Source organism: Haladaptatus halobius, from assembly GCF_020618475.1.
Lineage (GTDB): Archaea > Halobacteriota > Halobacteria > Halobacteriales > Haladaptataceae > Haladaptatus > Haladaptatus halobius.
In genome coordinates this window covers 742833-769741 of sequence record NZ_CP085335.1, presented here as the reverse complement: position 1 = coordinate 769741, position 26909 = coordinate 742833, and the positions used below count along the sequence as shown (strand labels likewise).

Annotated in this window: 22 protein-coding genes and 2 pseudogenes; 13 read left to right on the top strand and 11 right to left on the bottom strand. The window is 62.8% G+C overall.

The window, feature by feature from the left end:
* The first annotated feature begins 140 nt into the window (after positions 1-140).
* From LIW51_RS04305 to LIW51_RS04280, 6 genes are read left to right on the top strand one after another with little or no spacing between them, the layout of a single operon-like run.
* Positions 141-1523 carry a diaminobutyrate--2-oxoglutarate transaminase gene (locus LIW51_RS04305; protein WP_227375988.1) on the top strand — a complete coding sequence of 461 codons (1383 nt, stop codon included), beginning with the start codon at positions 141-143 and terminating at the stop codon, positions 1521-1523.
* The gene (locus LIW51_RS04300; RefSeq protein ID WP_227375987.1) at positions 1520-3040 is read left to right on the top strand and encodes a pyridoxal phosphate-dependent decarboxylase family protein; all 1521 of its coding nucleotides are present in this window, start codon (positions 1520-1522) and stop codon (positions 3038-3040) included. The genes LIW51_RS04305 and LIW51_RS04300 overlap by 4 nt, the downstream gene beginning before the upstream one ends.
* On the top strand, positions 3037-4809 hold the full coding sequence (locus tag LIW51_RS04295; RefSeq protein WP_227375986.1) for an IucA/IucC family protein: 1773 nt from the start codon (positions 3037-3039) through the stop codon (positions 4807-4809). The genes LIW51_RS04300 and LIW51_RS04295 overlap by 4 nt, the downstream gene beginning before the upstream one ends.
* Positions 4806-5399, top strand: coding sequence for a GNAT family N-acetyltransferase (locus LIW51_RS04290; protein ID WP_227375985.1), 594 nt, complete (start codon positions 4806-4808; stop codon positions 5397-5399). Before LIW51_RS04295 ends, LIW51_RS04290 begins: the two co-directional genes overlap by 4 nt.
* Positions 5396-6775 (top strand): lysine N(6)-hydroxylase/L-ornithine N(5)-oxygenase family protein, encoded by a 1380-nt coding sequence (locus tag LIW51_RS04285; RefSeq protein ID WP_227375984.1) that lies wholly within the window; start codon positions 5396-5398, stop codon positions 6773-6775. The genes LIW51_RS04290 and LIW51_RS04285 overlap by 4 nt, the downstream gene beginning before the upstream one ends.
* 2 nt (positions 6776-6777) lie before the next feature.
* Positions 6778-8601: an IucA/IucC family protein gene (locus tag LIW51_RS04280; RefSeq protein WP_227375983.1), complete on the top strand. Its 1824-nt coding sequence runs from the start codon at positions 6778-6780 to the stop codon at positions 8599-8601.
* Between the two features lie 18 nt (positions 8602-8619).
* Here LIW51_RS04280 and LIW51_RS04275 read toward each other — a convergent pair whose 3' ends face one another.
* On the bottom strand, positions 8620-9687 hold the full coding sequence (locus LIW51_RS04275) for a M42 family metallopeptidase (RefSeq protein WP_227375982.1): 1068 nt from the start codon (positions 9685-9687) through the stop codon (positions 8620-8622).
* A gap of 241 nt (positions 9688-9928) precedes the next feature.
* Between LIW51_RS04275 and LIW51_RS04270 the strand changes: the two genes are divergently transcribed.
* Positions 9929-11113 carry a PKD domain-containing protein gene (locus LIW51_RS04270; protein WP_227375981.1) on the top strand — a complete coding sequence of 395 codons (1185 nt, stop codon included), beginning with the start codon at positions 9929-9931 and terminating at the stop codon, positions 11111-11113.
* Between the two features lie 78 nt (positions 11114-11191).
* On the opposite strand, the gene LIW51_RS04265 is transcribed toward LIW51_RS04270, so the two are convergent.
* Positions 11192-11482, bottom strand: coding sequence for a hypothetical protein (locus tag LIW51_RS04265; protein ID WP_227375980.1), 291 nt, complete (start codon positions 11480-11482; stop codon positions 11192-11194).
* Between the two features lie 216 nt (positions 11483-11698).
* Here LIW51_RS04265 and LIW51_RS04260 point away from each other — a divergent pair, with 216 nt between their 5' ends.
* Positions 11699-12226, top strand: coding sequence for an SCP2 sterol-binding domain-containing protein (locus LIW51_RS04260; protein ID WP_227375979.1), 528 nt, complete (start codon positions 11699-11701; stop codon positions 12224-12226).
* A 53-nt stretch (positions 12227-12279) separates the two neighbouring features.
* Here LIW51_RS04260 and LIW51_RS04255 read toward each other — a convergent pair whose 3' ends face one another.
* Positions 12280-13482 carry an acyl-CoA dehydrogenase family protein gene (locus LIW51_RS04255; protein WP_227375978.1) on the bottom strand — a complete coding sequence of 401 codons (1203 nt, stop codon included), beginning with the start codon at positions 13480-13482 and terminating at the stop codon, positions 12280-12282.
* Positions 13482-14045: an SCP2 sterol-binding domain-containing protein gene (locus LIW51_RS04250; RefSeq protein WP_227375977.1), complete on the bottom strand. Its 564-nt coding sequence runs from the start codon at positions 14043-14045 to the stop codon at positions 13482-13484. The genes LIW51_RS04255 and LIW51_RS04250 overlap by 1 nt, the downstream gene beginning before the upstream one ends.
* Positions 14046-14737: 692 nt before the next feature.
* On the opposite strand from LIW51_RS04250, the gene LIW51_RS04245 reads away from it, so the two are divergent.
* Positions 14738-16057 carry an MFS transporter gene (locus LIW51_RS04245; protein WP_368411769.1) on the top strand — a complete coding sequence of 440 codons (1320 nt, stop codon included), beginning with the start codon at positions 14738-14740 and terminating at the stop codon, positions 16055-16057.
* 397 nt (positions 16058-16454) lie between these two features.
* Here LIW51_RS04245 and LIW51_RS04240 read toward each other — a convergent pair whose 3' ends face one another.
* Both LIW51_RS04240 and LIW51_RS04235 read right to left on the bottom strand, forming a co-directional pair.
* Positions 16455-17108: a helix-turn-helix domain-containing protein gene (locus LIW51_RS04240; protein ID WP_227375976.1), complete on the bottom strand. Its 654-nt coding sequence runs from the start codon at positions 17106-17108 to the stop codon at positions 16455-16457.
* Positions 17109-17187: 79 nt separating this feature from the next.
* Positions 17188-17964 (bottom strand): SDR family NAD(P)-dependent oxidoreductase, encoded by a 777-nt coding sequence (locus LIW51_RS04235; RefSeq protein WP_227375975.1) that lies wholly within the window; start codon positions 17962-17964, stop codon positions 17188-17190.
* 192 nt (positions 17965-18156) lie between these two features.
* Here LIW51_RS04235 and LIW51_RS04230 point away from each other — a divergent pair, with 192 nt between their 5' ends.
* Entirely contained in the window at positions 18157-18495 is a 339-nt protein-coding gene (locus tag LIW51_RS04230; protein WP_227375974.1) for a DsrE family protein, read from the top strand.
* 21 nt (positions 18496-18516) lie between these two features.
* Here the strand turns inward: LIW51_RS04230 and LIW51_RS04225 are convergent.
* Together LIW51_RS04225 and LIW51_RS04220 are read right to left on the bottom strand one after the other, a co-directional pair.
* Positions 18517-19491 (bottom strand): annotated as a pseudogene (locus LIW51_RS04225) (formate/nitrite transporter family protein).
* A gap of 184 nt (positions 19492-19675) precedes the next feature.
* Positions 19676-19960: pseudogene (locus LIW51_RS04220) on the bottom strand (DsbA family protein); the annotation flags it as partial.
* A 523-nt stretch (positions 19961-20483) separates the two neighbouring features.
* Between LIW51_RS04220 and LIW51_RS04215 the strand changes: the two are divergent.
* Positions 20484-22184, top strand: coding sequence for a class I adenylate-forming enzyme family protein (locus LIW51_RS04215; RefSeq protein WP_227375973.1), 1701 nt, complete (start codon positions 20484-20486; stop codon positions 22182-22184).
* Between the two features lie 35 nt (positions 22185-22219).
* On the opposite strand, the gene LIW51_RS39850 is transcribed toward LIW51_RS04215, so the two are convergent.
* The gene (locus tag LIW51_RS39850) at positions 22220-23239 is read right to left on the bottom strand and encodes a hypothetical protein (RefSeq protein ID WP_255767112.1); all 1020 of its coding nucleotides are present in this window, start codon (positions 23237-23239) and stop codon (positions 22220-22222) included.
* Positions 23240-23260: 21 nt separating this feature from the next.
* Positions 23261-23488, bottom strand: a complete 228-nt coding sequence (locus LIW51_RS04205) for a hypothetical protein (protein WP_227375972.1) — start codon at positions 23486-23488, stop codon at positions 23261-23263.
* Positions 23489-23710: 222 nt separating this feature from the next.
* Here LIW51_RS04205 and LIW51_RS04200 point away from each other — a divergent pair, with 222 nt between their 5' ends.
* Both LIW51_RS04200 and LIW51_RS04195 read left to right on the top strand, forming a co-directional pair.
* Complete coding sequence (locus LIW51_RS04200) at positions 23711-24238, top strand: hypothetical protein (RefSeq protein ID WP_227375971.1); 528 nt, start codon at positions 23711-23713, stop codon at positions 24236-24238.
* 205 nt (positions 24239-24443) lie between these two features.
* A complete protein-coding gene (locus LIW51_RS04195; protein WP_227375970.1) occupies positions 24444-25430 on the top strand; it encodes a TackOD1 domain-containing metal-binding protein in 987 nt (328 codons plus the stop codon).
* Between the two features lie 57 nt (positions 25431-25487).
* Here LIW51_RS04195 and LIW51_RS04190 read toward each other — a convergent pair whose 3' ends face one another.
* Positions 25488-26903 carry a hypothetical protein gene (locus LIW51_RS04190; protein WP_227375969.1) on the bottom strand — a complete coding sequence of 472 codons (1416 nt, stop codon included), beginning with the start codon at positions 26901-26903 and terminating at the stop codon, positions 25488-25490.
* Positions 26904-26909: the final 6 nt, after the last annotated feature.

Genomic DNA, 26909 nt, shown 5'->3' with positions numbered 1-26909 from the left:
CGACGATCAACCGAAATCTATTGTCCCGTTATCATTTAGGCGTGCCTAAAAACCGCAAGCTTTTACTCGTTTTAGGTTAGCCTAAAGCCTGTGATGCGCCGATGCAAGCCACAGAACGGACGAATAGCTGCGGCTCTGCGATGCGACTCAACGGAGGTGTCGCCGTGAGCCGAACCGAAAACGAGCGCCTGCTAGAAAAGCAGGCCCGCCACGAATCGAACGCGCGAACCTACCCCCGCCACCTCCCGATGGCGATTCGGCGTGCGGAGGGAGTCGAGGTCGAGGATGCGGACGGGAACGTCTACTACGACTGCCTCGCGGGCGCGGGAACCCTCGCGCTCGGACACAACCATCCCGTGGTTGTGCAGGCCATCGAGGAGGTGTTGGAGGCGAACGGCCCACTGCACGCGCTCGACCTCACAACGCCGACGAAAGACGGGTTCGTGGACGCGCTGTTCGACAGCCTCCCCGACGAGTTCGCCGACTCCGCGCGGGTGCAGTTCTGTAGCCCCGCGGGAACCGACGCCGTCGAAGCCGCACTGAAGCTCGTCAAGACCGCGACCGGTAATCGCTCGGTTCTCGCGTTTCAGGGCGGCTACCACGGGATGACCCATGGTGCACTGGGTCTGATGGGCGACGCCGACCCGAAGGCGGACGTGCCGGGGACGATGCCCGACGTGCACCACCTGCCCTACCCCTACGATTACCGCTGTCCGTTCGGCATCGGCGGCGAATCCGGCCACCGAACCGCCAGTCGGTACGTCGAGCACGTCCTGGACGACCCGGAAAGCGGCATCACCGACCCGGCGGGGATGGTGCTCGAACTCGTGCAGGGCGAGGGCGGCGCGATTCCCGCTCCCGACGACTGGACGCGGGAGATTAGGCGGATGACCAGCGAACGCGACGTTCCACTCGTCGTGGACGAGATACAGACCGGACTGGGTCGCACTGGCGAACTGTACGCCTTCGAGCACGCCGACATCGTCCCCGACGCGGTGACGCTCTCGAAGGCGGTCGGCGGCGGCCTGCCGCTGGCGGTCGTCGTCTACGACGAGGAACTCGACGTGTGGGAGCCCGGCGCGCACGCCGGAACGTTCCGCGGCGACCAACTGGCGATGGCGGCGGGTCGCGCGACCATCGAGTACATCGTCGAAAACGACCTCGACGATCGCGCCGCGAGGATGGGCGACCGACTGCGAAGTCGTCTCGAATCGACCGCCGAGACGTTCGACTGCGTCGGCGACGTTCGCGGACGCGGGCTGATGCTCGGCGTCGAGATCGTCGACCCGAAGGCGGAGCCGGACGACCTCGGGAGCTACCCCACCGACGCCGACCGCGCGTCGGCCATCCGGACGGCGTGTTTCGAGCGCGGTCTCGTCGTGGAACTGGGCGGGCGACACAGCAGCACCGTCCGATTCCTCCCGCCGCTCGTCGTCACGAAAGACGACGTGGACGCCATCGCGGAACGCTTCCACGAAGCGGTCGGCGAGGCGGTCACCTCGCGCGAGGTGACCGCCACATGAGCGAAGCGACCGAACTCCGGCGCTCGCTCGACGCTCGGGCCGAATCGCTGTTCCTCGGCGGCGACGGGAGCGCGGACGCCTACCGAACAGCGATGGAGCGAGCGACGGACGCGGTGCTCGACGCTTTCGTCGAGAGCGCGACGCCTTACTCGGGCGAGAGTCCCGAATCGCTCCGCGAGCGCCTCGAAGACGCGGCGATGATTCCGGAGGACGGCGAGGGGATGGACGCGGCGCTCGACGCGGCGGGGCCGATACTGCGACACTCGGTCGGGGTCTCCGACCCGCGCTGCGTCGCCCACCTCCAGTGTCCGCCAATGGTGCCGAGTCTCGCCGCGGAGGCGATGCTGACGGCGACGAACCAGTCGATGGATTCGTGGGATCAGAGTCCGGCGGCGACGGTGCTCGAAACCCGAATGGTCCAGGAACTCTGCGACCTGTTCGGGTACGACGACGCCGGGGACGGCGTGTTCACGAGCGGCGGGACGCAGTCGAACTTTATGGGGTTACTGTTGGCCCGAGATTGGTACGCCCAGAACCGATTCGGCACCGACGTTCAGCGCTCGGGACTGCCCCACCGGGCAAAGGCGCTGCGACTCCTCTGTTCGGAGGACGCCCACTTCACCGCCGAACAGGCCGCGTCCCACCTCGGACTCGGGGAGAACGCGGTCGTACCCGTCGAAACCGACGAAAGCCGACGGATGAACCCCGACGCGCTCGACCGGACGCTCGCGGAACTGCACGAGCGCGAACTGCTCCCGTTCGCGCTGGTCGGCACCGCAGGGACGACCGACTTCGGGAGCATCGACCCCCTCGACGAACTGGCCGAACGCGCCGAGGAACACGGACTGTGGTTCCACGTCGACGCGGCGTACGGCGGCGCGCTGGCGCTCAGCGACCGCCGCTCCGACCTGCTCGCGGGCATCGACCGTGCGGACTCCATCGCCGTCGATTTCCACAAGCTGTTCTACCAGCCGATAAGCTGCGGCGCGTTCCTCCTGCGCGACGGCTCGCGGTACGAACTCGTCGCGCAGAACGCCTCGTACCTCAACCCGGAGGACGATTCCGCCCCGAACCTCGTCGCCAAGTCGGTGCAGACGACCAGACGGTTCGACGCACTGAAACCGTTCGTCGCCTTTCGGGCGCTCGGTCGGCGCGGCCTCGCGGAGTTGATCGACGGAACCATCGACCTCGCCGAGGAGGTCGCGTCCCTCCTCGCCACCGACTCGGCGTTTGAGTTGGTCGCCGAGCCGACGCTGAACGCCGTCGTCTTCCGCTACCGCCCGGACGACCTCGACGCGACGGACGAGCACGTGGGTTGGATGAACGAGGCGGTACGCGAATCCTTGCTCCGAGAGGGCGAGGCCGTCGTCGCCCGCACCGAGGTCGACGGCGTCGGCGCGCTGAAGTTCACGCTGCTCAATCCGCGCACGACGCTCTCCGACGCGGCGACCATCCTGGACAAGATAGAGCGTCGCGGCGATTCCCTTCGCGCCATCTCGCCGGGGGTGGGACGATGAGCGACGAGGCGGCCGCCGCCAAATCGGCGACGCTCCACGCGTTCCTCAACTCCTATCTCCGGGAGACAGGGAACTACGACATCGTGCCGGACGACTCGGCGTCGACGGGCGAGTCGATGCGCATCGAACTGTCAACCGTCGGCGTTGAACTGCTCGCGCCGCTGTCGTATCGCTCGCCGACGGGGCGACACCTGTTCGATCCCCCAGTTCGGTTCCGGGCGGGCGGCGACTGGAACGACGTTGACTACGCGACGCTGGCGAGCCTCGTCACGAAGGAACTGTCGCTCGAACGGGCGGGCGACCACGTCGCCGACGAGCTACTTCGCCGCGTCCTTTCGAGCGAGCGAGCCACCGAGCGGTTCGTCGCTGCCCGCGCGGACGACGGCGACCGGCTCTACGGAACCGAGTTCGACTTCGTAGACGCCGAGCAGTCGCTCGTCTTCGGCCACCTCCTCCATCCGACGCCGAAGAGTCGGCAGGGAATCGCGGAGCGCGACGCGCCGACGTACGCCCCGGAGCTGCGCGGCTCGTTCCCCCTGCACTACTTCCGGGCCGACCCCGGCGTCGTCGTACAGGATTCGGCGCGGGACGAGAGCGCCGCCGAGTGGGTGAAGTCGGAACTGCGCGACGACCCGGCGATTTCGGCGTCGTTCCGCCGGGAGCACGTCGAGAGCGGTGATGCGCTGATTCCGGTTCATCCGTGGCAGGCCGAACATCTGTTGAACCAGCCGCACGTCGAGTCGCTGCTGGCGGATGGTTCTCTCAGCTACCTCGGCGGTCGCGGGCGTCAATTCCACCCCACATCGTCGGTTCGGACGCTGTACTCCCCGGAATCGTCGTTAATGGTGAAGGGGTCGCTCGCGGTAAACATCACCAACTCGGAGCGGACGAACAAGCGCCCCGAACTGGAGCGCGGCGTCGCCATCACCGAACTGCTGGCCACCGACCTCGGCTCCGAACTGCGGTCGCGCTTCCCTGACTTCGACGTCGTGCGCGACCCGGCCTACCTGACCGTCGAAGCGGGGTCGAAGCCGGAGTCCGGGTTCGAGGTCGTCCTGCGAGAGAACCCCTTCCGTGGCGACGACGCGCGAAACGCGACGCCCGTCGTCGGTCTCTGTCAAGACCATGCGTTCGGCGGCAACTCGCGACTCGCCAACGTCGTCGAGGAAATCGCCGACTGCGAAGGGAGGACGACCTCCGCCGTGAGCGAGGACTGGTTCCGCCGGTATCTCGCCGTCTCGATTCGGCCCGTGCTGTGGCTGTACCTGACCTACGGCGTCGGTCTCGAAGCGCACCAGCAGAACGGCGTCCTGACGCTCCGCGACGGCTACCCCGCCGAGTACCGGTATCGGGACAATCAGGGCTACTACTTTACTGAATCGACGCACGAGGAGGTGGACGACCTGTTGCCGGGCGTCGCGGAGCGCGCGGACACGTTGGTCACCGACGCGGTGGCGGACGAGCGAATCCGGTACTACGTCGTGCTGAACAACGCGTTTGGCGTCGTCAACGCCTTCGGAACCGCCGGACTCGTAGACGAACGCGACCTGCTTTCGATCCTCCGCGAGGAGCTCGAATCGCTCCGTGAGTTCGACCGCGAGGAGTCGTCGCTGGTTTCGAGTCTCCTCTCCAACCGGCGACTCCCCTGCAAGGCGAACTTGCTGACGCGATTCCGCGGCATGGACGAACTGACGGGGTCGCTCGAAAACCAGTCCGTCTACACGGAGATTCCCAACCCCCTGGTGCGGGAGTTGGAGGTGAGAGCATGACCGGCCCGACCGGAATTGTGGCGTCGAATTACGATTACCAGACCCGCGACGACGCCATCGAGAAGACGATATCGTTCCGGCGGGCGTCGATGGAGCGCGACCTCGGTCGCCTCCACCGCTGGCTGAACGAACCGCACGTCCTCCCGTACTGGCAGTGGGACGACCCGCTTCCCGAGTTCCGGACGAGGCTCGCCGAGAAGCTGGACGACGCCCACCAGACGCTCTACGTCGGCCACCTCGACCACGTACCAATGAGCTACTGGGAGTCCTACTGGGCGGCGGACGACGGCCTCGCGGATTACTACGACGCCCACCCCGCCGACCAGGGCATCCACCTGCTCATCGGGGTCCCGGAGTTTCTCGGACACGGCTACGCGGAACCGCTCCTCCGGGCGATGACTGCCTTCCAGTTCCGTCAGGACGAGACGGAGCGGGTAGTGACGGAACCCGACGTTCGCAACGAGACGGTCATCCACGTATTCGAGCAGTGCGGCTTCGAACCCCGACGCGAGATTTCGATGGGCAAAAAGGACGCCCTGCTGATGGTCTGCGAGCGCGAGCGATTCGAGTCGGAGGTGACGGGTCGATGACCGACAGTTCGCAAGCCGACGAGACGCAGGCAGATGTGTACGACGTCGTGGGCGTCGGACTCGGCCCGTTCAACCTCGGACTCGCTGCGCTACTGGACGACACCGACTGCGAGGCGGCGTTTCTCGAGCAGAAACCCGAGTTCGAGTGGCACGGCGGGATGCTCATCGAGGACGCGACCCTCGAAGTCCCGTTCCTCGCCGACCTCGTGACGCTCGCCGACCCGACCAGCGAGCACAGCTACCTGAACTACCTCCGCGAACACGACCGCATCTACGAGTTCTACTTCTACGAGACGTTCCAGGTTCCGCGCCGGGAGTACGACGACTACTGTCGGTGGGTTGCAGAGAACCTGGACAGTACGCGGTTCAGTCGGCAGGTGACCGACGTGCGGTACGACGACGGCGAGGGGGTCTTCTGCGTCACTGCCCGCGACCCCGACGGCGGCGAGACGTTCGAGTACCGCGCGAACGACGTGGTCGTCGGCGTCGGAAGCGTCCCGTTCGTCCCCGAATCGCTCCGGGGCCATCCGGACGAGGACGTGTTCCACTCGGCGTCGTATCTCGACCGCCGGGAACGCTGTCTCGACGCCGATTCCGTCACGGTCGTCGGGTCGGGCCAGAGCGCCGCCGAGGTGTTCCTCGACCTGCTCCGGGCGCAACCGGGGGCGGGCTATCGGCTGGACTGGTTCACGCGCTCGGAGGGCTTCTTCCCGATGGAGTACTCGAAGCTGGGACTTCAGCACTTCACGCCGGAGTACACACAGTACTTCCACGACCTACCACAGGCGACGAAAGACGACGTGCTGCCCGAACAGGACTTACTGTACAAGGGCATCGACGAGGGCACCAGCGAGGAGATATTCGACCTGCTCTACGAGCGCTCCGTCGGCGACGCCGACCCGGAGGTCGGCATGCTCGCCACGACCGAGGTCGAGGATATCGAGCGAACCGGCGACCGCTACCGACTGACCTGTGAGCAGTGGCAGGAGGGCGAGCGGTTCGCCCACGAGAGCGAGGTCGTCGTCCTCTCGACCGGTTACCACCGCCCGACGCCGCAGTTCCTCGTCGGTATCGAGGACGACATCGACCGCGACGCGAAGGGACGACTCCGCATCGACGAGAACTACGAAGTCGCGTTCGACGCGTCCGGTCGGGTGTTCGTCCAGAACGCCGGACTCCACGCCCACGGCGTCGGGACGCCCGACCTCGGATTGGGCTGTTATCGAAACGCGACCATCATTGAATCACTGGTCGGGGAGGAAGTGTATCCGATAGACGAGGACACCGTCTTCCAGGACTTCTCGGTCGAGCGGTTCGTCTCGAACGCGCCCGACAGCGAGCGATTGCGAAACGCCACCCCGTTACAGGAGGACTGACCATGCAGGAACTCACCACCGACGCGGACGACGGAATCGAGTACGAACGACTGCGGAACGCACTGACGCCAGAAATCTGGGCGACAGTCGGCCGGCGACTGCTGGCGAAGATGCTGGCGGAGTTCAGCTACGAGGAACTCGTCGCTCCCGAGCAAACGGAGGACGGACACTATCACCTCGGACTGACCGACGGCGTCGAGTATCGGTTCGAGGCCGAGGAGCGACTGTTCGACTGGCTCAGCGTCCGCCCCGAATCAATAGCGCGTCGGGGGACGGGTGACTGGGAACCGGCGACTGACCCCGTCCGGTTCCTCCTCGACGCGCAGGAGACCGTCGGCGTCTCCGACATGACGGCGGGCCATCTGATTCGGGAGTATCGGAACACGATGCTCGCCGACGCGCACGTCGAAGCCAGAGCGCGCGAGCGAGAGGCGTTCGACCCGACGGCGCTCGACTACGCCGAACTCGAAGGTGAGATGACCGGCCACCCGTGGATAACGTACAACAAGGGTCGCCTCGGCTTCGGCTACGACGACTACCTCGACTACGCGCCGGAGAGAAAGGAGACGACGAAACTGGTGTGGGTCGCCGTCTCCCGTGACCGGGCGACGTTCAGCGCCGTCTCCGGACTCGACCACGACTCGCTGGTCGAAAGCGAACTCGGCCGGCACCGCGAGCGGTTCCGGGCGAAATTCGATTCGCGGGGACTCGACCCGGACGGCTACTACTTCCTCCCGGTGCACGAGTGGCAGTGGAACGATAGCATCGTCCAACTGTTCGCGGACGAGATCGCGTCGGGGAACATCGTTCCGCTCGGGGACGGGCCGGACGAGTACCTCCCCCAGCAGTCGATACGGACGTTCGTGAACGTGGACGAGGAGGAGCGCCACCACGTCAAGGTGCCGATGCGCATCCTCAACACGCTCGTCTACCGCGGCCTGCCGGGCGAGCGCACGGAAGTCGCCCCTGTCGTCACGGAGTACGTAAAGCGTATCCGCGATGACGACGAGTTCCTGCGCGAGGAGTGCGACCTCGTCCTCCCCGGCGAAATCGCGGGGGTGAACTACGACCACCCGGACTTCGCCGAACTCGACGGTTCGGCCTACCAGTACGACGAACTGCTCGGCTGCGTCTGGCGCGAGAGCATCTACACCTTCCTCGACGACGACGAGCGAGCCGTCACGCTGTCGGCACTGATGCACGAGGAGGACGGAACCCCGTTCCTCGAATCGCTCGCGGAACGGTCGGGGTTGACGATGGAAGGGTGGCTGGACGAACTATTCGCGACGGTACTCCCGCCGCTGCTTCACTACCTCTATCGCTACGGGACGGTGTTCTCCCCGCACGGTCAGAACGCCATCCTCGTGCTGAAAGAGGGACAACCGCACCGCCTCGCAGTGAAGGACTTCGTGGACGACGTGAACGTCAGCGACCGACCGCTTCCGGAACTCGAATCGCTTCCGGACGAACTCCGGGCCGTCCTCCGCGCGGAACCGCCGGAGGGACTCTGCCAGTTCGTCTTCTCCGGGCTGTTCGTCTGCGTCTTCCGGTACGTCGCGGATACGCTGGCGAGGCACTCGGACTACCCGGAAGAGCGGTTCTGGATGCAGGTGCGGGAGGCGGTGCTCGACTACCAGTCCCGATTCCCCGAACTCGAAGACCGCTTCGAACTGTTCGACCTGCTCCGCCCCGAGTTCACGAAACTCTGTCTGAACCGGAACCGACTGCTGGAGTACGGCTACGAGGACGCCGACGGTCGCCCGCACGCCTCCGAGCACGGGACGGTTCCGAACCCGCTCCACGAGGTCGCGGCGGAGACCGAGTGAGCGTCGGTCGACCGACGCTCACCGCGGCCGTCGAATCTCGTCCCGACCCGGGAACTCCCGTCCGAGCGCCGAAAGCAGTACCTCCGCGGTCTCCTCCGCGTCGCGCATCGAGAGCGTCTCGACCGGCGAGTGCGAGTAGCGACAGGGCACCGCGATTGCTCCGGCGTGGCGACCGCCCCGCACCTGCTGGAGTTCGGTCGCGTCGGTCGAACCGGAGAGCATCACGTCGTGTTGAACCGAAACGCCCGCCGCCTCCGCCGCGTCGCGGAGCCACGTTCTGGTCTGCCTGTCGACGATGACGCCGCCGAAGAGGTACTCCGAGGTGCCGTCGGCGAACTCGACGACGGGGCCGCCGTCCAGCGTCGCGTTCACGCCATCGCTCCTCCCGGCGGGGTAGTCGTCCACCGGAAAGATTTCGATTGCGATGCCGACGTCCGGGTCGATGTTGTGTCCCGCCGCCCGCGCCCCGCGGAGACCGACCTCCTCCTGCACGGTGGCGACGTAGTGAACCGTGGCATCCGCGTCCTCCTCGCGCGCGACGGCGAGCAGCACCGCCAGCGCGATGCGGTCGTCCAGCGCCCGCCCCGCGACGCGGTCGTTGGAGAGTTCAGAGACGCCGCAGTCCCACGTCGCGTAGTCGCCGGGTTCGACGTTCAACGCCGCCACCTCTTCGGGTGAAGCGGCACCGATGTCGATGCGGAGGTTCTTCGGCAGGGATTCCTTTTCCTCGTCGCTCATGTAGTGGCGACACCGCGGCCCGACGACGCCGAGGACACCGTCGGGCCCGACGCGAACCCGCTGACCGGACAGATTTCCCTTGTAGTGACCGCCCAGCATTCGGAACCGGATGAAGCCGTCTTCGTCCACGCTGTCGACGAGAAATCCCAGTTCGTCGGTGTGGGCCGCGAGCGCAATTTCGAAGTCGCTCCCCTCGCTCGTGGCGACGACGTTCCCCATCGCGTCGAAGGAGACGTCGTCCACGTGCGGTTCTATTAGTTCGGCGAACCGATCCGCGACGGCGTACTCGTTTCCGGGCGCACCGGGCGCTTCGACCAGCGTTTCGAGGTCGTCGAGCGAAACGTGCATGCGTGATGCGAGTTCGAACGAAGGTTAACCGTTCGGGTAACCGCAATCCGGATGCTTCCTCGAGATTCCGTTCGACCGTTCTGACCGTTTTCCAGTTCCACAAATCATATGAAAATGGAAATATAATTATATTCTCAATAATACGACCGACATTTCTGCATTATTATGTGTGAAAGCCGTCTATTTTTGGACGAAACCCGAAAAAACATAACGCCGCGCTTCAACGACCAACTGAGCAGCAATGACAACACGACGCACGTTCTTGACGGCAGCCGGAACCGCAGGATTACTCGGACTTGGCGCAGTACAGACGAGCGGTGAGAGCGACACGTCGTCGCTTTCGAGGGAGTCGTTCATCCTCATGAGCGGAACCAACAAAGCGACGAAAGTGCACGTGACGAAGGCGGATCAATCCGGGCCGACGGCGCTCATCGTCGGCGGAATGCACGGGAACGAGGAGGCTGGATACAGAGCCGCGGAGAAGATCGCCCAGTGGGACATCAAGCGCGGGACGCTCGTGACGATCCCGAGGGTGAACGCCGAAGCCGTCGAGGAAGATTCGCGGACGTCCGACGGCGACGGCGATCTGAACCGACAGTTCCCCACGGGCGAAGCGCCGGAGACGGACCTCGCCCGCGCCATCTGGGGCGTCGTCGAGGAGTACCAGCCCGACATGGTCGCCGACCTCCACGAATCGGTCGGCATCTACGACGGCGACATGGTCGGCGGCGTCGGACAGGCGATCTTCTACAGCTGGGAAGAAGCGGCGTCCAGCGAGGCCAAGACGACCGCAGACTACCTGAACGAGAACTACGTCTCCCGCGACGGGTACGAGTTCTCCACTGACGCGTTCTCCCCGACCTCGAACGAACCGAACGACCTGTTCACCCACAAGGCGGCCCGAGACCTCGGTGCGCGCGCCTACCTCGCGGAGGTGACCTCGCAGGATACGTCGCTCGACAAGCGCGTGCAGTGGCACACGAAACTCGCCCAGCAACTCGTCGAAGAGGAGCTACTGGCGACGTCGGGCGACGGCGGAGACGGCGACGAGGGTAGCGATGGCGGGGATGGCGACGAAGGAAACAAAGGCGGAGATGGTGGAGACAGTGGAAACGATGACACCGGCTCCGGCGACGAGAAGAACGAACCTCCCGTCGCGCGGATTCGGACGACGCCGAGCAACGTGAGCGACGGGTCGCTCGAAAAGGGCCAGGCCGTCACGCTCGACGCGTCCAAATCCGAGGACGGCGACAGCGAAATCGTGGAGTACATGTGGGACTTGGACGGCGACGGCTCGTTCGAAACCGACGGGAAGACGGCGAAGATGACGCTGAACAAGTGCGGAAGCTACCGCGTCATCTTGCAAGTGACCGACGACAAGGGCGCGAAAACCACCGACGAAGTCACCATCACCACGGTGAATTAGTCGGAAATCGAGGGATTTTGCTCATTTAGCGTTGAATTGCGGAGGCGAATACAACCTTCGGGTCACGACGAGCCGACTTCAGTTCAGGAGGACGCCGACGGTGTAGGCGTTCGGAACCGACGAATTCTCGATGACGACGTTCGACACGGGGAGGTTAAGCCCTCGTACGACTCGTCCGACGACCGCCGACAGTTCGGCGGCCTCACCGCTCGCGAACGAGGGTGAGATGGAGTTCCAGCGGGTCGCCGCCGATATCTGCGCGGCGACGTGGAGACCGACGACGGCGACGAAGAGACTGAGACCGGCTTCGGTGCCGAGAAGTGCGGTGACCGCGAGGCTCAGACAGAGGGTCACGACCAACCGAAACACAAGACTCTAATCTCGGCTTGTGCAGTTTTTCGGTGGTATCTCCCGTGCGAGAGCGTACCGTGCACGGATGGTTCCACTGCTAGAACGTTCGACTACCGGCGACCGACACATCGACCGAAACGGTCTCCAAACCGGCGTCGCCGGCATAATAAAGCGCCGTCGATACGGCGGAGAATTTTGATTCTCCTCGCTACGCGAGTATCCAAACGAATTCGCATGGTAGATAATGACTATCCAGAGCCGTTGTACTTCCCCAGTCAAGCGTGGTTCTCCCGGTACGAGAAGACAATCAACGACGACGACGAGTACAACGAGATGAGCGAAGGGTGGGGCGTCGGGTTCGACGGCGACATCGTGTTTGAGATGACCGACATGCCGGTCGACGACCTCGACGTCGCGGCGATGCCGGAGTACCTACAGGACGAACTCGACCAGTACTTGACAGAGACGGAAAACGGCTACACAGGGTACGCGTACCTCGGACTGGAGGACGGTCGGTGTACGGGGTCGGATCTGATAACCGGCCCGGACGCCGTCGATAACGGCTTCCACCTCACCGCTCACAACGAGGACTGGGAGGCGTTGCTCCGCGGCGACACTGACATCATCCAAGGGCTGATGAGCGGGAAGTTCGAACTCGACGGCGACATGCAGAAGATACTGCAGTATTCGGACTCTGCACAGCGGCTCACGTCGCTCGCCGCGTCGATAGACGCGAGGTTCGCGCGAGAGAAGTTCACATAGTTCGTCGATTCACTTTTTCGCAGAAGAGTTGCGGGGTGTCGCCAACTACTCCGTCAATAGGCGGCCATCCCCGTCAGTTCCTTACCGACGATGAGCTTCTGGATCTCCGTCGTCCCGTCGGGAATGGGCATCGTCCGCGCGTCGCGGTAGTAGCGTTCGAGGCGGTTATCGGTCTTCAGCCCTTCCGCGCCGTGGACTTGGATGGCGTCCGAGGTCGCTTCGACCGACTTCTCGCAGGCGTACCCTTTCGCCAGCGACGACATCATGCGCGCGTCCGAGCTGCCCTCTTCGAGCAGTTCGACGACGCGGTGGGCGAGACACCGCGAGGATTCGAGGGCGCACTTGATGTCGTAGAGCTTCTCCTGGATCAACTGGTGTTGGCCGATGGGCTCGCCGAACGTCTCGCGGTCTTTCGCGTACGCCAGCGACTCGTCGAACGCGGCCTGCATGATGCCGACCGCCATGAACGCCATCCCGGTTCGCATGAACGAGAACGTCGCGTTGAGCGGCTTCTGGTCGAGAAACAACTGCGTGACGCTATCGGGGAACGGAACGATGTCCGAGATATCCTTGCCCTCCAGAATGGCGTTCTCGAACATCGTGGAGAGGCGGTTGTCCACCGGGACGCGCACTTCGTCCAAGTAGATGTGACCGTTCGGCACCGCCTTCCAGCCCAGTTTGCTGATGCCCTCAGTCTCGAACGGCGCGATCTCCTGGTCGACGAGGAACATGTCCTGCGAATCGGTGCTCTCGTCGTGGGCGACGACGAGCGCCACGTCGGCGATCTGGGCGTTTCCGACCCACGTCTTCTGCCCGTTAATGACGAACTCGTCGCCCTCCTTTCGCGCCGTCGTCCGGGGACGGGCGGTGTCGCTCCCGCCTTCCGGTTCGGTCACCGCGAGACAGCCGATACACTCGCCCGCATTCAGCTTCGAGCGCATCGCGTCCCGCGTGGCGTCGCTCGCAAACTGGGCGAACAGCGACGGAAACGACATGTTCAGCGCGACGTTGAGGCTCGGCCAGACGCGGCTCATCTCCTCGGAGCAGATGGTGTATCGCCGCAGGTCGCCGAAGTACGACTCCGCGGTCTCGGGATCGAACCCGATGCCGAGTTCGCGGAGGTCGTCGACGTACTCCAGCAGTTCCGCTCTGGTGAACGGTTCCTGGTCTTGCTCGTCGACGACCGGTTCGACGTTCTCGTCCAGATACCGACGGAGATTCTCGCGGAACGCCCGCTGTTTGTCTGTCAACTGCATTAGCTCGGGATGTTATCGGAGACGGAGTTGATGACCGGTGCGAGGCGCGTCCCCTTGTTGACCGGACCGTCCATCTCGTACTTCTGTTGCATGAACCCCTGTATCGGGTCGACGTTCCCCGTGACCAGTCCGACGAGCGTGTCGGCCGGGCCGGTGATCTCGAGCATCGGGTCGTCCAGCGTCCCGGCACCGCCACGCATCATCTGCGCGTCCTTGTCCACTTCGAGGTGGCCATCCATCTGGCAGTCAGTCGCCGAGAAGTTCACGGTGATGTCGTCGTTTATCTGTTCCTGTACCTCCGGCTGTTGCTCGACGAGCACCTCGACGCCGGCCCAGAGTAGCTCCTGGAACTGATCCGCCGTCTCCGGGTTCTCCGAGACGAACTCCGCGGTGTCGAGCGTCTTCATCCGGTCGACGACGCGACCGAACGTCACCGGATGCTCGCGGACGAGTTCCCGCTCCTGCCCGTCTATCTCGTCGAGCAGTCCCGGAAGTTCGCGTTCGAGTTCTTCGTCTGACTTTTCCGTCGCGGCTTCGATGCGTTGTATCAGATCGTCGGTCATCAGTGTCACCACCTGTGTGACCCGGACACCCCGAGACGGGGTGTTCCGGGGCGTCTGCGTGCGATAGTTCGAACGAAACGCCGAAGGGTCTACTTCGTCGCATACACGGGGATTTTTATATCCCAGAAGTTGAGACCGGCGCTCCCAATGCATAGGACTCTCCTCAAAACTACTCATATAGTGATCGGAGTGGCGGCAACGGTCATAGAGAGTTCACTACCGACTCTCCTTTAGCTCTGACAGCTACACCTCGATATCGAGTGTAGATGACCGACTACTTGTCGGTTCGATCGGAAGTTATAAGATGCTAATCGTTTGACGGATAGAGAGTAGAGGCTTATGACCCGCTGGCTCGTACTTCGGCCGGTTTTTGATCCCCTCACGCGCCCAGCTGCGCAATAGGTCGGATAGCAGCAACACCCGGGTCGCCTCACTACGTGTTCCGTAGTTGTAACTTCTTCAGTAGAACACACGCACGCACATGCCGACACCCACCGAGTTCCTGATCCCCAGTGGTCAGGACAGCGCTGGAGACGCAATCGGTCCGCAACTCGAACCGACTCCAGTTGACATACAGCCAGCAGCTACCACGATAAATCACACAACTGTCACGTTCGGCGGAATGGGGATCCGGTCTCCCTCACCGACCGACGGGACGAGCGCACAACCAGACATTCGTCGAGGTCACGGAGATAAGTAATCAGATAGAGTCAGCGCAGGCTGCGGACGAGAGCTATCCATCGCTCCGAAAAAATCGGGATTTCCTGCGGCTCCTGCTCGGGCGATTGGTGACGAACGCCGGCGATAGTCTCTACGCCGTCGCAGCGATGTGGCTAGTGTACGACATCACACGATCGATGGTATTTACCGGCATCGCCGAGGCGTTGCTCCTCCTCCCACTAGTGTTGCAGTTCATCTCCGGGCCGCTCGTCGATCGGTGGCCTATCATCCGTACGCTGGTGTCGATACAACTCATCCAAGCCCTTGCGATTCTCTCGCTTCCCGTTGCTGCGTATACGGGGAATCTAACGGTCGAACTCCTGCTGGTGACGATTCCGCTCCTCGCGCTGTTGAATCAGTTCGTCTATCCGGCACAGAGTGCTGCGCTCCCCCGGACCGTCTCCGACGACCAACTGACACGTGCCAATTCCGCGTTCTCGTTCACGTTCCACGGGTTAGATATACTCTTCGAAGCATTCGGCGGGATACTCATCGCCCTCGTCGGAGCAGCATCGCTCTTCGTGCTGGATTCGGTCACGTTCGTCGTCGCGGCGCTCTTGTTCGTCGGCGTCCGGATTCCACCAACGAAACGCCCAGACGAAGAAGCCAGTGAAATCGACGTGTCCGGGTATCTCGCCGACATGGCTGATGGCTTCAGATGCTTGCGTGGGTCGGTATTCGTCGACATGACGCTCGTAACGATGGTTTCGAATTTCGGTACTGGAATGACGCCCGCAGTCCTGCCGAGCTTTGCGGATATTCGGGCTGGACCAGCCCTCTTTGGAGCGATGCTCGGAGCGCTCGGGGTTGGAAGAGCAGTCGGTGCAGCTCTCGCATCGAGACTGGAGACGATACAGTTCGGTCACCTGCGGATCGTCACCGCTGCCAGTGGATGCATCCTGTGGCTCGGAGTAGTCTACGCACCGTGGCCACCCCTTGCCGTCGGCTTGTTCGTTCTCGCGTGGATTCCGGCCGGTATTGCAGGCGTGATGGGAAATACGTTGGAGCAGGTAGTGACACCGAACCACCTGCTTGGTCGTGTTGCTTCCGTTACCGCCAGCGCATCGACGCTCACATTACCGATTGGTGCCTTGCTTGGCGGTGTAGTGGGCAGCACAATCAGGTCTGTGAGCACGATGGCAGTAGCTGGGTTAATGCTTGGATCTGTGAGCCTCTTCTACGCAGTACAGCCGCAATTACGTCACCTTCCAGCGATGAACGATATCAACCCAGAGGAATTCAATGTTGGCCTCGATTCACTGCCAGAATCAGGAAAATTCGATGGAGATTAGGGATCAAGTCACGGCTAAAACATCGGCTGTCGTAGGGCCGTACATAACCGACCTTACGGCCCCCACAAGAGTCGGAGAGCAGGCAGGACACGAATGGACAGCGTGCAGGTGCCGGTGTGGATGTGCACTGGTAGTGAGAATTTCCGAGAAACATCGAAGTAGGCATGCTACCAACACGAGTATCTCGACGCGAGGTTTTCCGAATCATTGCGGCAACGCTGGCTTAAATCTCTTCTAAAGAAGAACGAGTTAGAATGCTAATTGAATCGGCTTTCGAGGCCCAGTTTGAATCAGTTCCAGTTCGTTGGTTCGGGTGAAATCGTGCATTCTGGCGGAGTTATAGCCCGTGTAGTCTCAACATTTATTATACCGCGACGTGACCGCCGACTGAAGAAGATCAGCGGGGCGTTACCTCGGTGAGGATGGTCGACTCGACCTTGCGGAGGAGTTCGCCCACGTTGCTCGGAGAGCAGTCGAGTTCGCTGGCCAGATCCTCGTGAGTCACGCGACGCGGAACCGAGTAGTAGCCCAGTTCCACCGCCGTCCTTAGTATCTCCTGCTGGCGCTCGGTGAGCACGGAAAAGAGCCGTTCGTTCTGCGGTTTGTAATCCCCGGTCTGTTCCAACTTCGGGCGGAGCGATGTGGGAAGTTCGGGGATGGCCCGTCGAACCTTCTTCTCTTCGCCGACGACCGTGAGTCGGAGTCCGCCGCGGTCGGTGAACTCCAGCGGCGTGTCGACGATGAGTTCGTACTCGCGCGGAATCTCCAGCAAGGTCTCGATGACGTCGTTCGGCTCGAACTGGACGTAGACGTGGACGCTGTCCCGCGGCTGTGAGACGTGCGACATCACCACCTCGTCGTGGTCGGCGAGGATATCCTCGACCACGTCGGCGTCACCGGATAGCTGATAGATCGTGATCGCCGTCCTGTCGTTGAGTAGCGATATCTCGTGGATGAACTGCCGGTTGAGCGACGGTTCCGACGCGAACGCTTTGTCGATCGGGTGAAGCCCACCGTCGTCGGGGATGAGAACGAACTTGACGTACCGCATATCAATAGATGAGAAGAATAATCTTAAATGTTTTTTCGATTATGACCAGACAAATCCGGCGGCTCGTCTCGGCGCGGCTTCAGAACGAGAAGAGGTCGACGCCGCCGGTGACGCCGACCACCTGCCCGGTGATGTAACTCGCCTGCTCGCTGGCGAGGTAGGCGACGAGATTCGCGACGTCCTCTTCCCGACCGAGTTGGCGCATCGGCGTCGCCTCGGCGATGCGACCGTAGTACTCGTTGACTTCCTTCAACTGTTCCAGCGGGAGATCTGCGAGCGCACCGACGACGATGCTCGGCGCGACGACGTTCGAGGTCACGCCGTGTTGGGCACCTTCGAGCGCGAGCGTCTTCCCGAACCCGATGAGGGCCGCCTTCGTCGCGGCGTACGACGCTTGCCCGTACCCGCCCTGCCAACCGGCTATCGAACTCATGGTGACGATTCGACCCCACTCGCGGTCGCACATCGCCGGAAACACCTCTTGGGTCACGTTGTACGTCCCGGTGAGGTTGATATCCATGTCGCGGTCCCAGATGTCGTCGTCGTAGTCTTCGAGTTTCGACTGGGCGTCGACCATTCCGGCGTTGTTGACGAGCACGTCGATTCCGTCGAACTCGTCGCGTATCTCCTCGACGGTCGCCGACACCTCGGCCCTGTCCGTGAGGTCGCACTCGACCGCGGCCGCCACGCCGCCGTCGTCTTCGATGTCGTCGACGACCGTCTGTGCCGCTTCCACGTCCACGTCGAGGACGATGATCTCCGCCTCTTCCGCCGCGAGCGTTTCACAGTCGACGCTTCCGATTCGTCCGCCGCCGCCCGTGACCAGCGCGGTTCGGCCATCGAGTCCGAAATCCATCTCGTTCGTATCGTCGGAAAGCGGGCGGAAGTCGCTTGTTCGCCGGATGCGCGGCGCTTTATATCGAGCCGGGGGACTTCCTCCTTAGGTTGGCCCGCTCCCGACCGCGTTCCGAATCGGTCAGCCGACGATGGCGGCCTCGTAGGCGTAGCCAGCAGTTTTTAGTACATTTCGAGCGACCGTTCTCAAGCTATGCAATCGGTAGTCCACCTCGTGTCGGGAGACGAGGACGAACGGCAGACCGCGCTCGCCATCGTGAAAAATCTCTTGAACGACGAGAGCGGCACCATCGACGACGTCGCGGTCGTCGCCCAGTCGAAGGGTATCGAGTCGGTCACCGCCGGGGGAGACAGCGAGGAGCAGGTGCGGTCGCTGTTGGACGAGGGTGTCGCGTTCAAAGCGTGCAGCAACACGCTCGATATGATGAACCTCGACGAGTCCGACCTCGTCGACGGTATCGAAACGGTTCCGGAAGGTGCCGTCGAAGTCACGCGGTTGGAGAACGAAGGCTACGCGTACCTGCGTCCGTAGGGACGAGAGGCGCGTCCGTACTCACGGCGTCGACTCCTCGGAGTCGGCGGACGCGTCCCTCGACGAGACGGTTCGCGGCTGGCCGGTGTGCCGACCGAACAACCATTCGAACCACGAGAGTTCTAGCTGACGGTAGTTCCGGTTCGGGAACCGACGGTCGGCCGTCATCCCGTACACCAACAGCGCCACCAGCACGACGCCGCCGACCGTGTTCCCGAGCAACACGGGGACGAAGAACTGAAAGAACGCGCCCGTGAACTCCACGCTTCCCCGGAAGACGAGGTAGAACACCTCGCACGCACCGATGATGCAGTGGAAGAGTCCCCCGGCGGGGATGAGGAACATGATGACGTAGACCAGGAAGAATCGCGTAATCGTATCCCGCGCGGCGTGCGTGAGCCAGACCATTCCGGCGACCAGCCACCCCGCGAACACGCCCTTCTAGAAGAGCGCCGACCATCCCACCGAGAGCGCGTGCTCGCCGAACTCTCCGGCGACGTCCCCGACGCCGGGGTCGAAGACGCCGGTCGTCGCCAACAGGTACGCGCCGATGGCCGCCCCGAGGACGTTCGCGAACAGTACGATTCCCCAGACGCGAAGGAGGATCGGAACGCTGACGATTCGAGTCAGCACGAGCGTGACGGGGGTCAGCGTGTTCTCGGTGTAGAGCTGCGAGCGACCCAGGACGATGAAGACAAACCCGATAGGGTACGCCAAACTGGCGAGGAGGTTCGTGGGGTCTTGCGGAACTGCTGCGGCGATGACCGACCGCGCGAAAAAAGACAGCGTGATGACCAACCCCGCGGCGAGACCGTTGAAAAACAGGAGTCGGGCGCTCTGGTTGACCTCCTCGTCGGCGGTCGCGGTGATTCGCTGGAATATCTCGTCGGCAGAGAACAGGTCGTGGAGCGCCTGCCCCGCCGCCGGCGCGCCCCGCTCCGAGCGGTCGATGGTGTCCCGGAGTTCGACGTTGTCGCGGCGAACCGACACCTGCATCTCGGCGATACCGCCCGCGTCCGCTAGCGCCAACAACAGTGGTTCGAACTCCAGCAAGCCGTCGTAGCGCTCGCCGTTGATGAAGAACGTGGGGGTTCCGTTGACGCCGCTTCGCATGCCGCTCGAAAAAATCTTCGTGAACGCGCTCTTCGTGGACGCCCTCCGCCAATTCGCGCTCGAGCTGCTCCGTATCGAGTCCCAGCTCCGCGGCGTAGTCCACGAGGTCGTCGCGGGTGAGCGCGCGCTGGTTCTCGTAGAGCAGGTCTTGCATCCGCCAGAACGCCCCCTGCGCCGCAGCGGCCTCGGCGGCCTCGGCCGCCTGCTGTGCGTGGGGGTGACTCTGCGCCAGCGGGAAGTGACGGAAGGCGAACCGAAGTTGATTGCCGAGGCGGTCTCGAATCCGCTTCAGGACGGGAAACATGTCGCCGCAAGAGGGACACTCGAAGTTCCCGTACTGGACGAGCGTCACGGCGGCGTCATCCGGGCCCCTGACGTGGTCGCGCTCGCTCACCGGCTCGGTGAGTTCCGACAGTTCGGATCTACTCACCGTTCGACCACCCTCCCCTCGAACAGGGTCGGAACGTCGTTCGAGTCCCGACCGGCATCGAGCGGTGACACGCACCGCTTTCCCTTGCCGGCTCGAAGTCGGCGAGCGAGCGAACTGAATCGCCGCGTTCGGCGAACGGTCGTCTCGGCGATTCAGTTCTCGACATTCTCTCCTCCCGTTTACTCATGACTGACACACCCCCAAGTCGAGTCGTGACTCCGTCACGGAGTGATACCCCGTGACGCTCGTAGCGTGCAACAGTACCTCGTGAACAGGGTTAGCTATTCCGCCTATTCGACGACAGCGACGGGGTGGTGCGCCGGATGTCGAGTCGATTCACCCGTATCGGCGAGTCGCGTCCGTTCCGAAACGCGACGGTCGCCGCCTTCAATGGCTCCCCATGCGGGGCGTATCGACTTAGGTGAAGCTTGAGAGAATCTAACGCATGACACAGTCGGAGATGGGAAAACCGTGGTTTCGGGAGTATCGCGAGTTCGGCATTCCGGAGTCGCTTCGCCCGTATCCGGATACGCCGGTGCACGAGATCATAGAAGAGGCCGCGACCGACTATCCGGACGCCGGGGTCGTCCAGCGCGGGCGCACCGTCACGTATCCCGAACTGCACGACCACGTCGAACGCCTCGCGACTGCGCTTCGGGAACGCGGCGTCGAGAAGGGGACTCGCGTCGCGACGGTGCTGCCGACGTCCATCCAGTTCATCGTCACGGAGCACGCCATCACGCGGGCGGGCGGCGTCCACATCTCGAACGACTTCCTCGACGCCGAATCCGATCTGAAGTACCGACTCGAACAGGGGAACCCGCAGGTGCTCGTCGGAAACGCCGAGAACAGCGAACTCCTCTACGACCTGTACGACGAACTCGACATCGAACACCTCCTGATCACGGAGATAGACGACTACTCGACCGACCCGCCGACCCACGACGTAGCCCCGAACGCCGAGTGGCTCGTGAACGTCATCGAGGACACCCAACCGAACCCGCCGGACGTGGAGTTCGACGTCGAGTCGGACGTACACACCATCCTGTTCACGGGCGGGACAACCGGGCGACCGAAAGGATGTCTGCTCTCACATCGCAACGTCCTCGCCAACGCCAGACAAGGGGTGGCGAGCATGTCGCAACTGGCGGCGATGCTCCGTGGGAGCGAATCCGCGCTCCTCGCGCTTCCCATCTACCACGCCTACGGCTACTCGGTGACCCACTCCTTGCTCGATCTGCCGGTCACCGTCCTGCTCGCTCCCGACCCACGGGACACGAAATCGATGGTCGACCTCATCGACGAACAGGGTCCGGTGTTGCTGTTCGGCGTGCCGACGCAGTTCATGGACATCGTCGACGAGGAACTCGATACGAGCGTCGTCGGCATCTCCGGGTCGGCGCCGCTGGCGAGCGAGACGAAGGAGTCGTTCGAGCGCAGCAGCACCGGCGTCTCGCAGGGGTACGGTCTCTCGGAGATGTCCCCCATCACGCACTTCGACATCCGCGGCGTGTACGAGATGATGCTCGGAAACGCCCCCGACGACGACGGTCTCGACCAGCCGACCATCGGCGTTCCGGTGCCCGACACCGAGGTCAAGTTGGTCGATATCGACTCCGGCGAGGAAATACCGATGGCGCGCGCCATCGAGGACGGACTGGAAGGGGAGATGTATCTGAACGGCCCCCAGCGCATGCTCGGCTACCTCGACGCCGAGACCTCGCCGTTCGACGACGACGGGTTCGTCCCCACCGGGGACGTCGTCAGGGTCGACGAGCAGGGTCGATTCTACGTTGTCGACCGCGTCAAGGACATGATAAACGTCTCCGGGTTGAAAGTGTACTCCGAGGAGGTGGACGAGATACTGTTCGGCCACGAGGGCGTGCGACGACCGGCGACCGTTGGCGTCCCCGACCCCGACCGACCGGGGAGCGAACTCGTCAAGGTGTACGTCGAACCCGACCCCACCTACGACGGCGACCTCACGGCCGACGACATCCGGGAGTACCTCGCGGACGAGGTGCCGCGTCACGCGCGACCCGAATCGGTCGAGTTCGTCGAGGAGATACCGCTGACGGCGATCGGCAAGACCGACAAGAAGCAACTGAGAGAGCGACACGACGGCGACGAAGCCACAGTCGAGTAGGGCACCGACGAGCCGAGAACGAAGTCTCGTCGGCGTTACCCTTGCCGTACCGAATCCGAACCGAGAGAGGCGACCAGTAGAGTTCGAGCGCCCCCAGAGGGCAGCACGGCGACGAGGAGGAGCGACCCCGCGATTTCGAACAGCCCCATCCAACGCGGTATCACGAAGAGGATGCCGTTGACCAGTTTCGGCGGCAAGCTATCGGCGACCCGCGAAAGCACGCCGGCCCGCCCGCCGGATTCCTCCGCGGTTCCGCCCCCGCGAGAGGCGAGTCCCGCCGCGGTCGCACTTAAACCGTTGGTCGAACCGTCCCCGGTTTCCAGCCGTTCCGCCTCGTATGGAAGCATGACGGCGACGCTCCAGACGACGTCGCCCTGCCGGTTCACTTCGAGAACACGGTCGCCGTGCGTATCGGTGACGTGGGTGTGGTCGTTCGGCAGGCGGTTTGCGTCGCGGGGCGACTGAAGGTGGGGATGTAGTCGGGGTTGTGCTGTTCGTAGAGGGTCGCGTGGTCGTCGTCCGTGCCGAGCGTCCAGTTCGACCGCACGCGTCCCGTCTTTCGGTCGACGAAGATGACCTGATCCATGTTCCGAGGACTCATCATGATTCGGCCGTCGTCCAGCAGTTCGAAGTCGTTGATGTGCGACCAGTCGTGGGGGTAGGGGCCACCCGCCGCGAGCGGAAAGTGACTCTGCGCCTCCCACTCTCACGTGATGACGCCGCTCGACGCGTTGACAACGAACACGCGGTTCTGGAGCAATGTCGGCGACGAGAAAATGCGTCTCGTTGATGCGGTCGACGTTGTGCCACTCCGAGTTGTGGTAGTTGGGTTCGACCCGCGAGTAGAGCCGGGTGACGTTCCCGGTCGAGAGGTTGACCTGCTCGACGACGTTTCGGAGACACTGCGTATCCGAACAAAGGCTCTCGTTCGTCACTTTCTCGGCCGCGGAGTAGAGCACCGTCTTCGACCCCGACGAGGTGGGTTCGACGTCCCAGTAGGAATCGTACGTGTCGTTGTAGTAGACGACCGTACCGGCAGGCGATATCGCCATCATCTCCGCCGACTGCGTGTATCCTTAAAACGCGACGGACGTGATGACGGTCGTGTTCGAACTCGCCGGAGCGACCTGCTTCTGACCGGTGCGCGAGGTGAACCGCTCCGTCTGGCCCGACTGATCCGCCGACGCGTGCTGGGTGGCGGTGACGTAACTGACACCGAGGGACGCGAACAGAACGAGCGCGACGAGCAGGAACGCGGAACGGACTCGTTTTCGTCTCTCCATCGATACGGTATCGACAAGCACACGACGTTACTAATTTGGCAAGGACACCAACATTTTTAAAGTAATCGAATAGAGAAGACAGATGTTCACATTTTATCAACTGGTGGTAGGACGAGTTTTCGAAGCCCGTGCAGGATTCGAAATCTCTCGTCCCCGCCTCGCCGTCTCGAAAATCGAACCGGATAAAAATAGCCGTGTAAACGGCGCAGTAGCTTCATCGAGGGTTGTGAACATGTAACAACCATGTCCGTACGACTACAGACGCGAACCGCCATCACCAGGGAGGAAGCGCACGCGGCGACGCTGGCGGCGCTCTCCGGGGCGATTCTCGTCGGAATTCTGCTACAAGTGACGAACAGCAACGTTGCGGTGACGGAGTTCGGACGCCTCGTGGGTGCTAGCTACTCGGTTGGGTGGATCGTGTTGCTCGTCGTGAGCGCCGCATTCGCCCTCGTGTTCGTCGAGTTCCTCTCCCGAACGGTCAACTCGTTCGTCACTTGGGTGATCACTATGTCGAGCCAACAGGAGCACCTCCGAAAGCTTCTGGTGCCGCTCCTCCGGCGGTCTGCGCTGACGCTGACCGCGTTCAACCTCGGACTCGCGTACGGACTCGCGCTCGCGCTCGTCCTCTACGCGCTGCTGTTGCCGGTCTGGTTGCGGTACGTCATGAACATCCCGGTACCGGTGCCGAACGTCGACCTCGGTATCCTCGTGTGGGTGCTGTACGGCGGGATGCTGGGCGTCGCCTACGGACAAGTGATGGAGAAGTAATTCGTCGAGATCACGGATATCGATAATTCGAGCGAACGTCCGGCCACGCTCGTGCTCCCCGCGGTCGAGAGCAGGAGACCGTAGTTCGTTTCACGCCCGAGCGGAACGCTTTGAGGCGCGCCCGGCCGAACCTTAAACAAAGATTATAAATTAATGGTTACTATTTGAGTGATGGTTAAATAGTTGAACCTTGTTAGTTGACAGCATGGCTTCGCCGGGTACGGTTCGGTTGTTGACCGCCCTTTGGGACGATTCGCTCGACGAGATTCGGCCGACACTCGATACGGGGACGGGAGAGGTCACGTATCCCGACGCTGACGAACGCCTTGACGAACGCGACGGTGAGACCTTCGACGTACTGGAGACGCTCGCCGAACGGGAACTCCTCCACCGCGAGTTTCAGGAAAAGCAGTACATCTGTCCGCGGTGCGAGACGAAGGGGATGCAGTACACGACGGCGTGTCCCACCTGCGAGTCCCCGCTGACGATTCGGACGGATCGGTATCGACATTCGGACTGCGGGTACGAGGGAATCCGGGAGCAGTTCGTTGAGGCGGACGGCGTCGTCTGTCCCGAGTGCAAGACGGCGTTAGAATCGTTACAACACCTCGAATCGGACGCCGCGCACGTCTGCGAGGACTGCGAGGAGATATTCGAAACTCCGGAGCACCGACTTCGCTGCCGCGACTGTCACTTCGTCTTCCCGCCGTTGCAGACCATCGAGCGGATTCTCTACCGATACTACCTCAGCGAACGGGGGGCCGAGTGGGTCGAAGAGCAACTGACCGCGCGACAGTCGGTGGCCGAGATATTCGAGGACAGGAAGCTGAAGACGGAGATAGACACCACCGTGACCGACCGAGAGGGCGACGATGTTCCCGTCCACGTCTACGCGCGGGACGAACTGCTGAACGACCACGTGGTCGCCGCCGTCCACGAACGACCGGACGAGAGGGACGTCGCGGCGCTCCGATCGGTCGCGTCGGACGCGGATGCACGCGCGACGCTAGTCACCACTTCCGGGTCGGTAGTCGGGGGGAACGTCGAAGAACTCGTTTCTGGCGACGGGATGGCCGTCCTGAGTCTGCAAAACGGCTCCCTCCGACGCGAGTACGAAGTCGCGGAGGACGCCGACGCGGGGAACTCGTTCGTCGGACGAATCGCCGATATCTTCAAACCCCAGAACGGGTAGGAAGAACGAACATCCCAGCGGATTCAAAAAGGAAACCGTTTCCGCCCGATACCGCCGTTACGCGATTTTAGCGCCGACGAAGCGTTTCGACAGCAGTCCGTCGTCGGTCGTGGTCGTTCCGTCCGTCCCCCCGGTCGTGGTGTTCGTCTCCGTCGTCGTGTTCAACGTCGTCGTATCGAGCAGTCCTAGTCCATCGTCCGTGGTCGTCTCGGTCGTCGTATATGAAGTCGCGGTATCCGTGGTCGTATCAGTGGTCGTCTCGGTGGTGGTCGTGTCGCCGACGCCGTCCGTGACGTCACCCGTCGTATCCTTCACGCCATCTTTCACGCTGCCGGCCGTCTCCGTAACACCGTCCGTCACGCCGTCGGAGGTGTTCTGAACGCCATCTTGTACGCCATCGGACGTGTTTTTAACCCCGTCCTGTAGACTGTCTGCCGTTCTCTTGCCTCCGTCCGTGGTGTTCTCGACGCCGTCCTTCACGCCATCAGTCGTATTTTCGACGCCATCTTTCACGCCGTCCGTCGTGTTATCGACACTGTTTTTCACGCCATCTTTCACGCCACCTGTGGTGTTTTTGACTCCGTCCGTGGTGTCGTTCACGCCGTCTTTCACGTCATCCGTCGTATTTTCGACGCCATCTTTCACGCCGTCAGTAGTATCGTTGACGCCGTCTTTCACGTCGTCCGTCGTGTTTTTGACACCGTCCGTGGTGTCGTTCACGCCGTCTTTCACGTCGTCCGTCGTGTTATCGACGCCGTCGGTCGTGTTATCGACGCCATCTTTCACGCCACCTGTGGTGTTTTTGACTCCGTCCGTGGTGTCGTTCACGCCGTCTTTCACGCCGTCCGTCGTATTTTCGACGCCGTCTCCGGAGACGCCCGTTCGGTTCTCGACCTCGTCGGTCGAGTTCGGAATCTGCGTTCCGGACTCGTCGTCACCGATGTTGCCCGGAACCCGTTCGGACGGGTCGGTCACGTTGCCGCCGGAGCCGGGGAGTCCGCCGGTTCCGTTCTCGCTCCCGTTCCCGGTGAATCGAGAGATGAGTCGGCGACCGACGTCCTCCGGAACGTCGAAGCTGATCGAGTCGGCCGTCGCCCGCTCGAACAGGAGATTCGGTCCGCGAACGGTCGCGTTCTCCAACTCCGCCTGCTTGAACGTGAGTTGGACTCCCGGCGTACCGTCCGAGCTGTTTGTCTCGAGACACACCTTCTCGGCGTGGAACCGAGCTATGCGAATCATTATCGGTGCGTCGCTCGAACTCTCGTCGGAGTCGAGGTATCCCGAGACGGCCCCTTTAACCCGCAGGTCGTGGGCGTTTTGCCCGTGGGCGGGGAATCGGACGTTTCGGTACGTCACGTCCTGATAACACTGCGTCTCGCCCGTAAGGGTTCGATCCGCAGGCGATTGAACCTCGTCGGAGCGAAACGCCGCCGACGCAGGAACGACCGAGGCGAACGCGACACAAACTACCACGGCTAT

Bases quoted from the DNA above. Each gene is read 5' to 3' on its own strand.
- LIW51_RS04305 (WP_227375988.1), top strand. From the start codon at position 141: ATGCGACTCAACGGAGGTGTCGCCGTGAGCCGAACCGAAAACGAGCGC.
- LIW51_RS04300 (WP_227375987.1), top strand. From the start codon at position 1,520: ATGAGCGAAGCGACCGAACTCCGGCGCTCGCTCGACGCTCGGGCCGAA.
- LIW51_RS04295 (WP_227375986.1), top strand. From the start codon at position 3,037: ATGAGCGACGAGGCGGCCGCCGCCAAATCGGCGACGCTCCACGCGTTC.
- LIW51_RS04290 (WP_227375985.1), top strand. From the start codon at position 4,806: ATGACCGGCCCGACCGGAATTGTGGCGTCGAATTACGATTACCAGACC.
- LIW51_RS04285 (WP_227375984.1), top strand. From the start codon at position 5,396: ATGACCGACAGTTCGCAAGCCGACGAGACGCAGGCAGATGTGTACGAC.
- LIW51_RS04280 (WP_227375983.1), top strand. From the start codon at position 6,778: ATGCAGGAACTCACCACCGACGCGGACGACGGAATCGAGTACGAACGA.
- LIW51_RS04275 (WP_227375982.1), bottom strand. From the start codon at position 9,687: ATGCACGTTTCGCTCGACGACCTCGAAACGCTGGTCGAAGCGCCCGGT.
- LIW51_RS04270 (WP_227375981.1), top strand. From the start codon at position 9,929: ATGACAACACGACGCACGTTCTTGACGGCAGCCGGAACCGCAGGATTA.
- LIW51_RS04260 (WP_227375979.1), top strand. From the start codon at position 11,699: ATGGTAGATAATGACTATCCAGAGCCGTTGTACTTCCCCAGTCAAGCG.
- LIW51_RS04255 (WP_227375978.1), bottom strand. From the start codon at position 13,482: ATGCAGTTGACAGACAAACAGCGGGCGTTCCGCGAGAATCTCCGTCGG.
- LIW51_RS04250 (WP_227375977.1), bottom strand. From the start codon at position 14,045: ATGACCGACGATCTGATACAACGCATCGAAGCCGCGACGGAAAAGTCA.
- LIW51_RS04240 (WP_227375976.1), bottom strand. From the start codon at position 17,108: ATGCGGTACGTCAAGTTCGTTCTCATCCCCGACGACGGTGGGCTTCAC.
- LIW51_RS04235 (WP_227375975.1), bottom strand. From the start codon at position 17,964: ATGGATTTCGGACTCGATGGCCGAACCGCGCTGGTCACGGGCGGCGGC.
- LIW51_RS04230 (WP_227375974.1), top strand. From the start codon at position 18,157: ATGCAATCGGTAGTCCACCTCGTGTCGGGAGACGAGGACGAACGGCAG.
- LIW51_RS04215 (WP_227375973.1), top strand. From the start codon at position 20,484: ATGACACAGTCGGAGATGGGAAAACCGTGGTTTCGGGAGTATCGCGAG.
- LIW51_RS39850 (WP_255767112.1), bottom strand. From the start codon at position 23,239: ATGATGGCGATATCGCCTGCCGGTACGGTCGTCTACTACAACGACACG.
- LIW51_RS04200 (WP_227375971.1), top strand. From the start codon at position 23,711: ATGTCCGTACGACTACAGACGCGAACCGCCATCACCAGGGAGGAAGCG.
- LIW51_RS04195 (WP_227375970.1), top strand. From the start codon at position 24,444: ATGGCTTCGCCGGGTACGGTTCGGTTGTTGACCGCCCTTTGGGACGAT.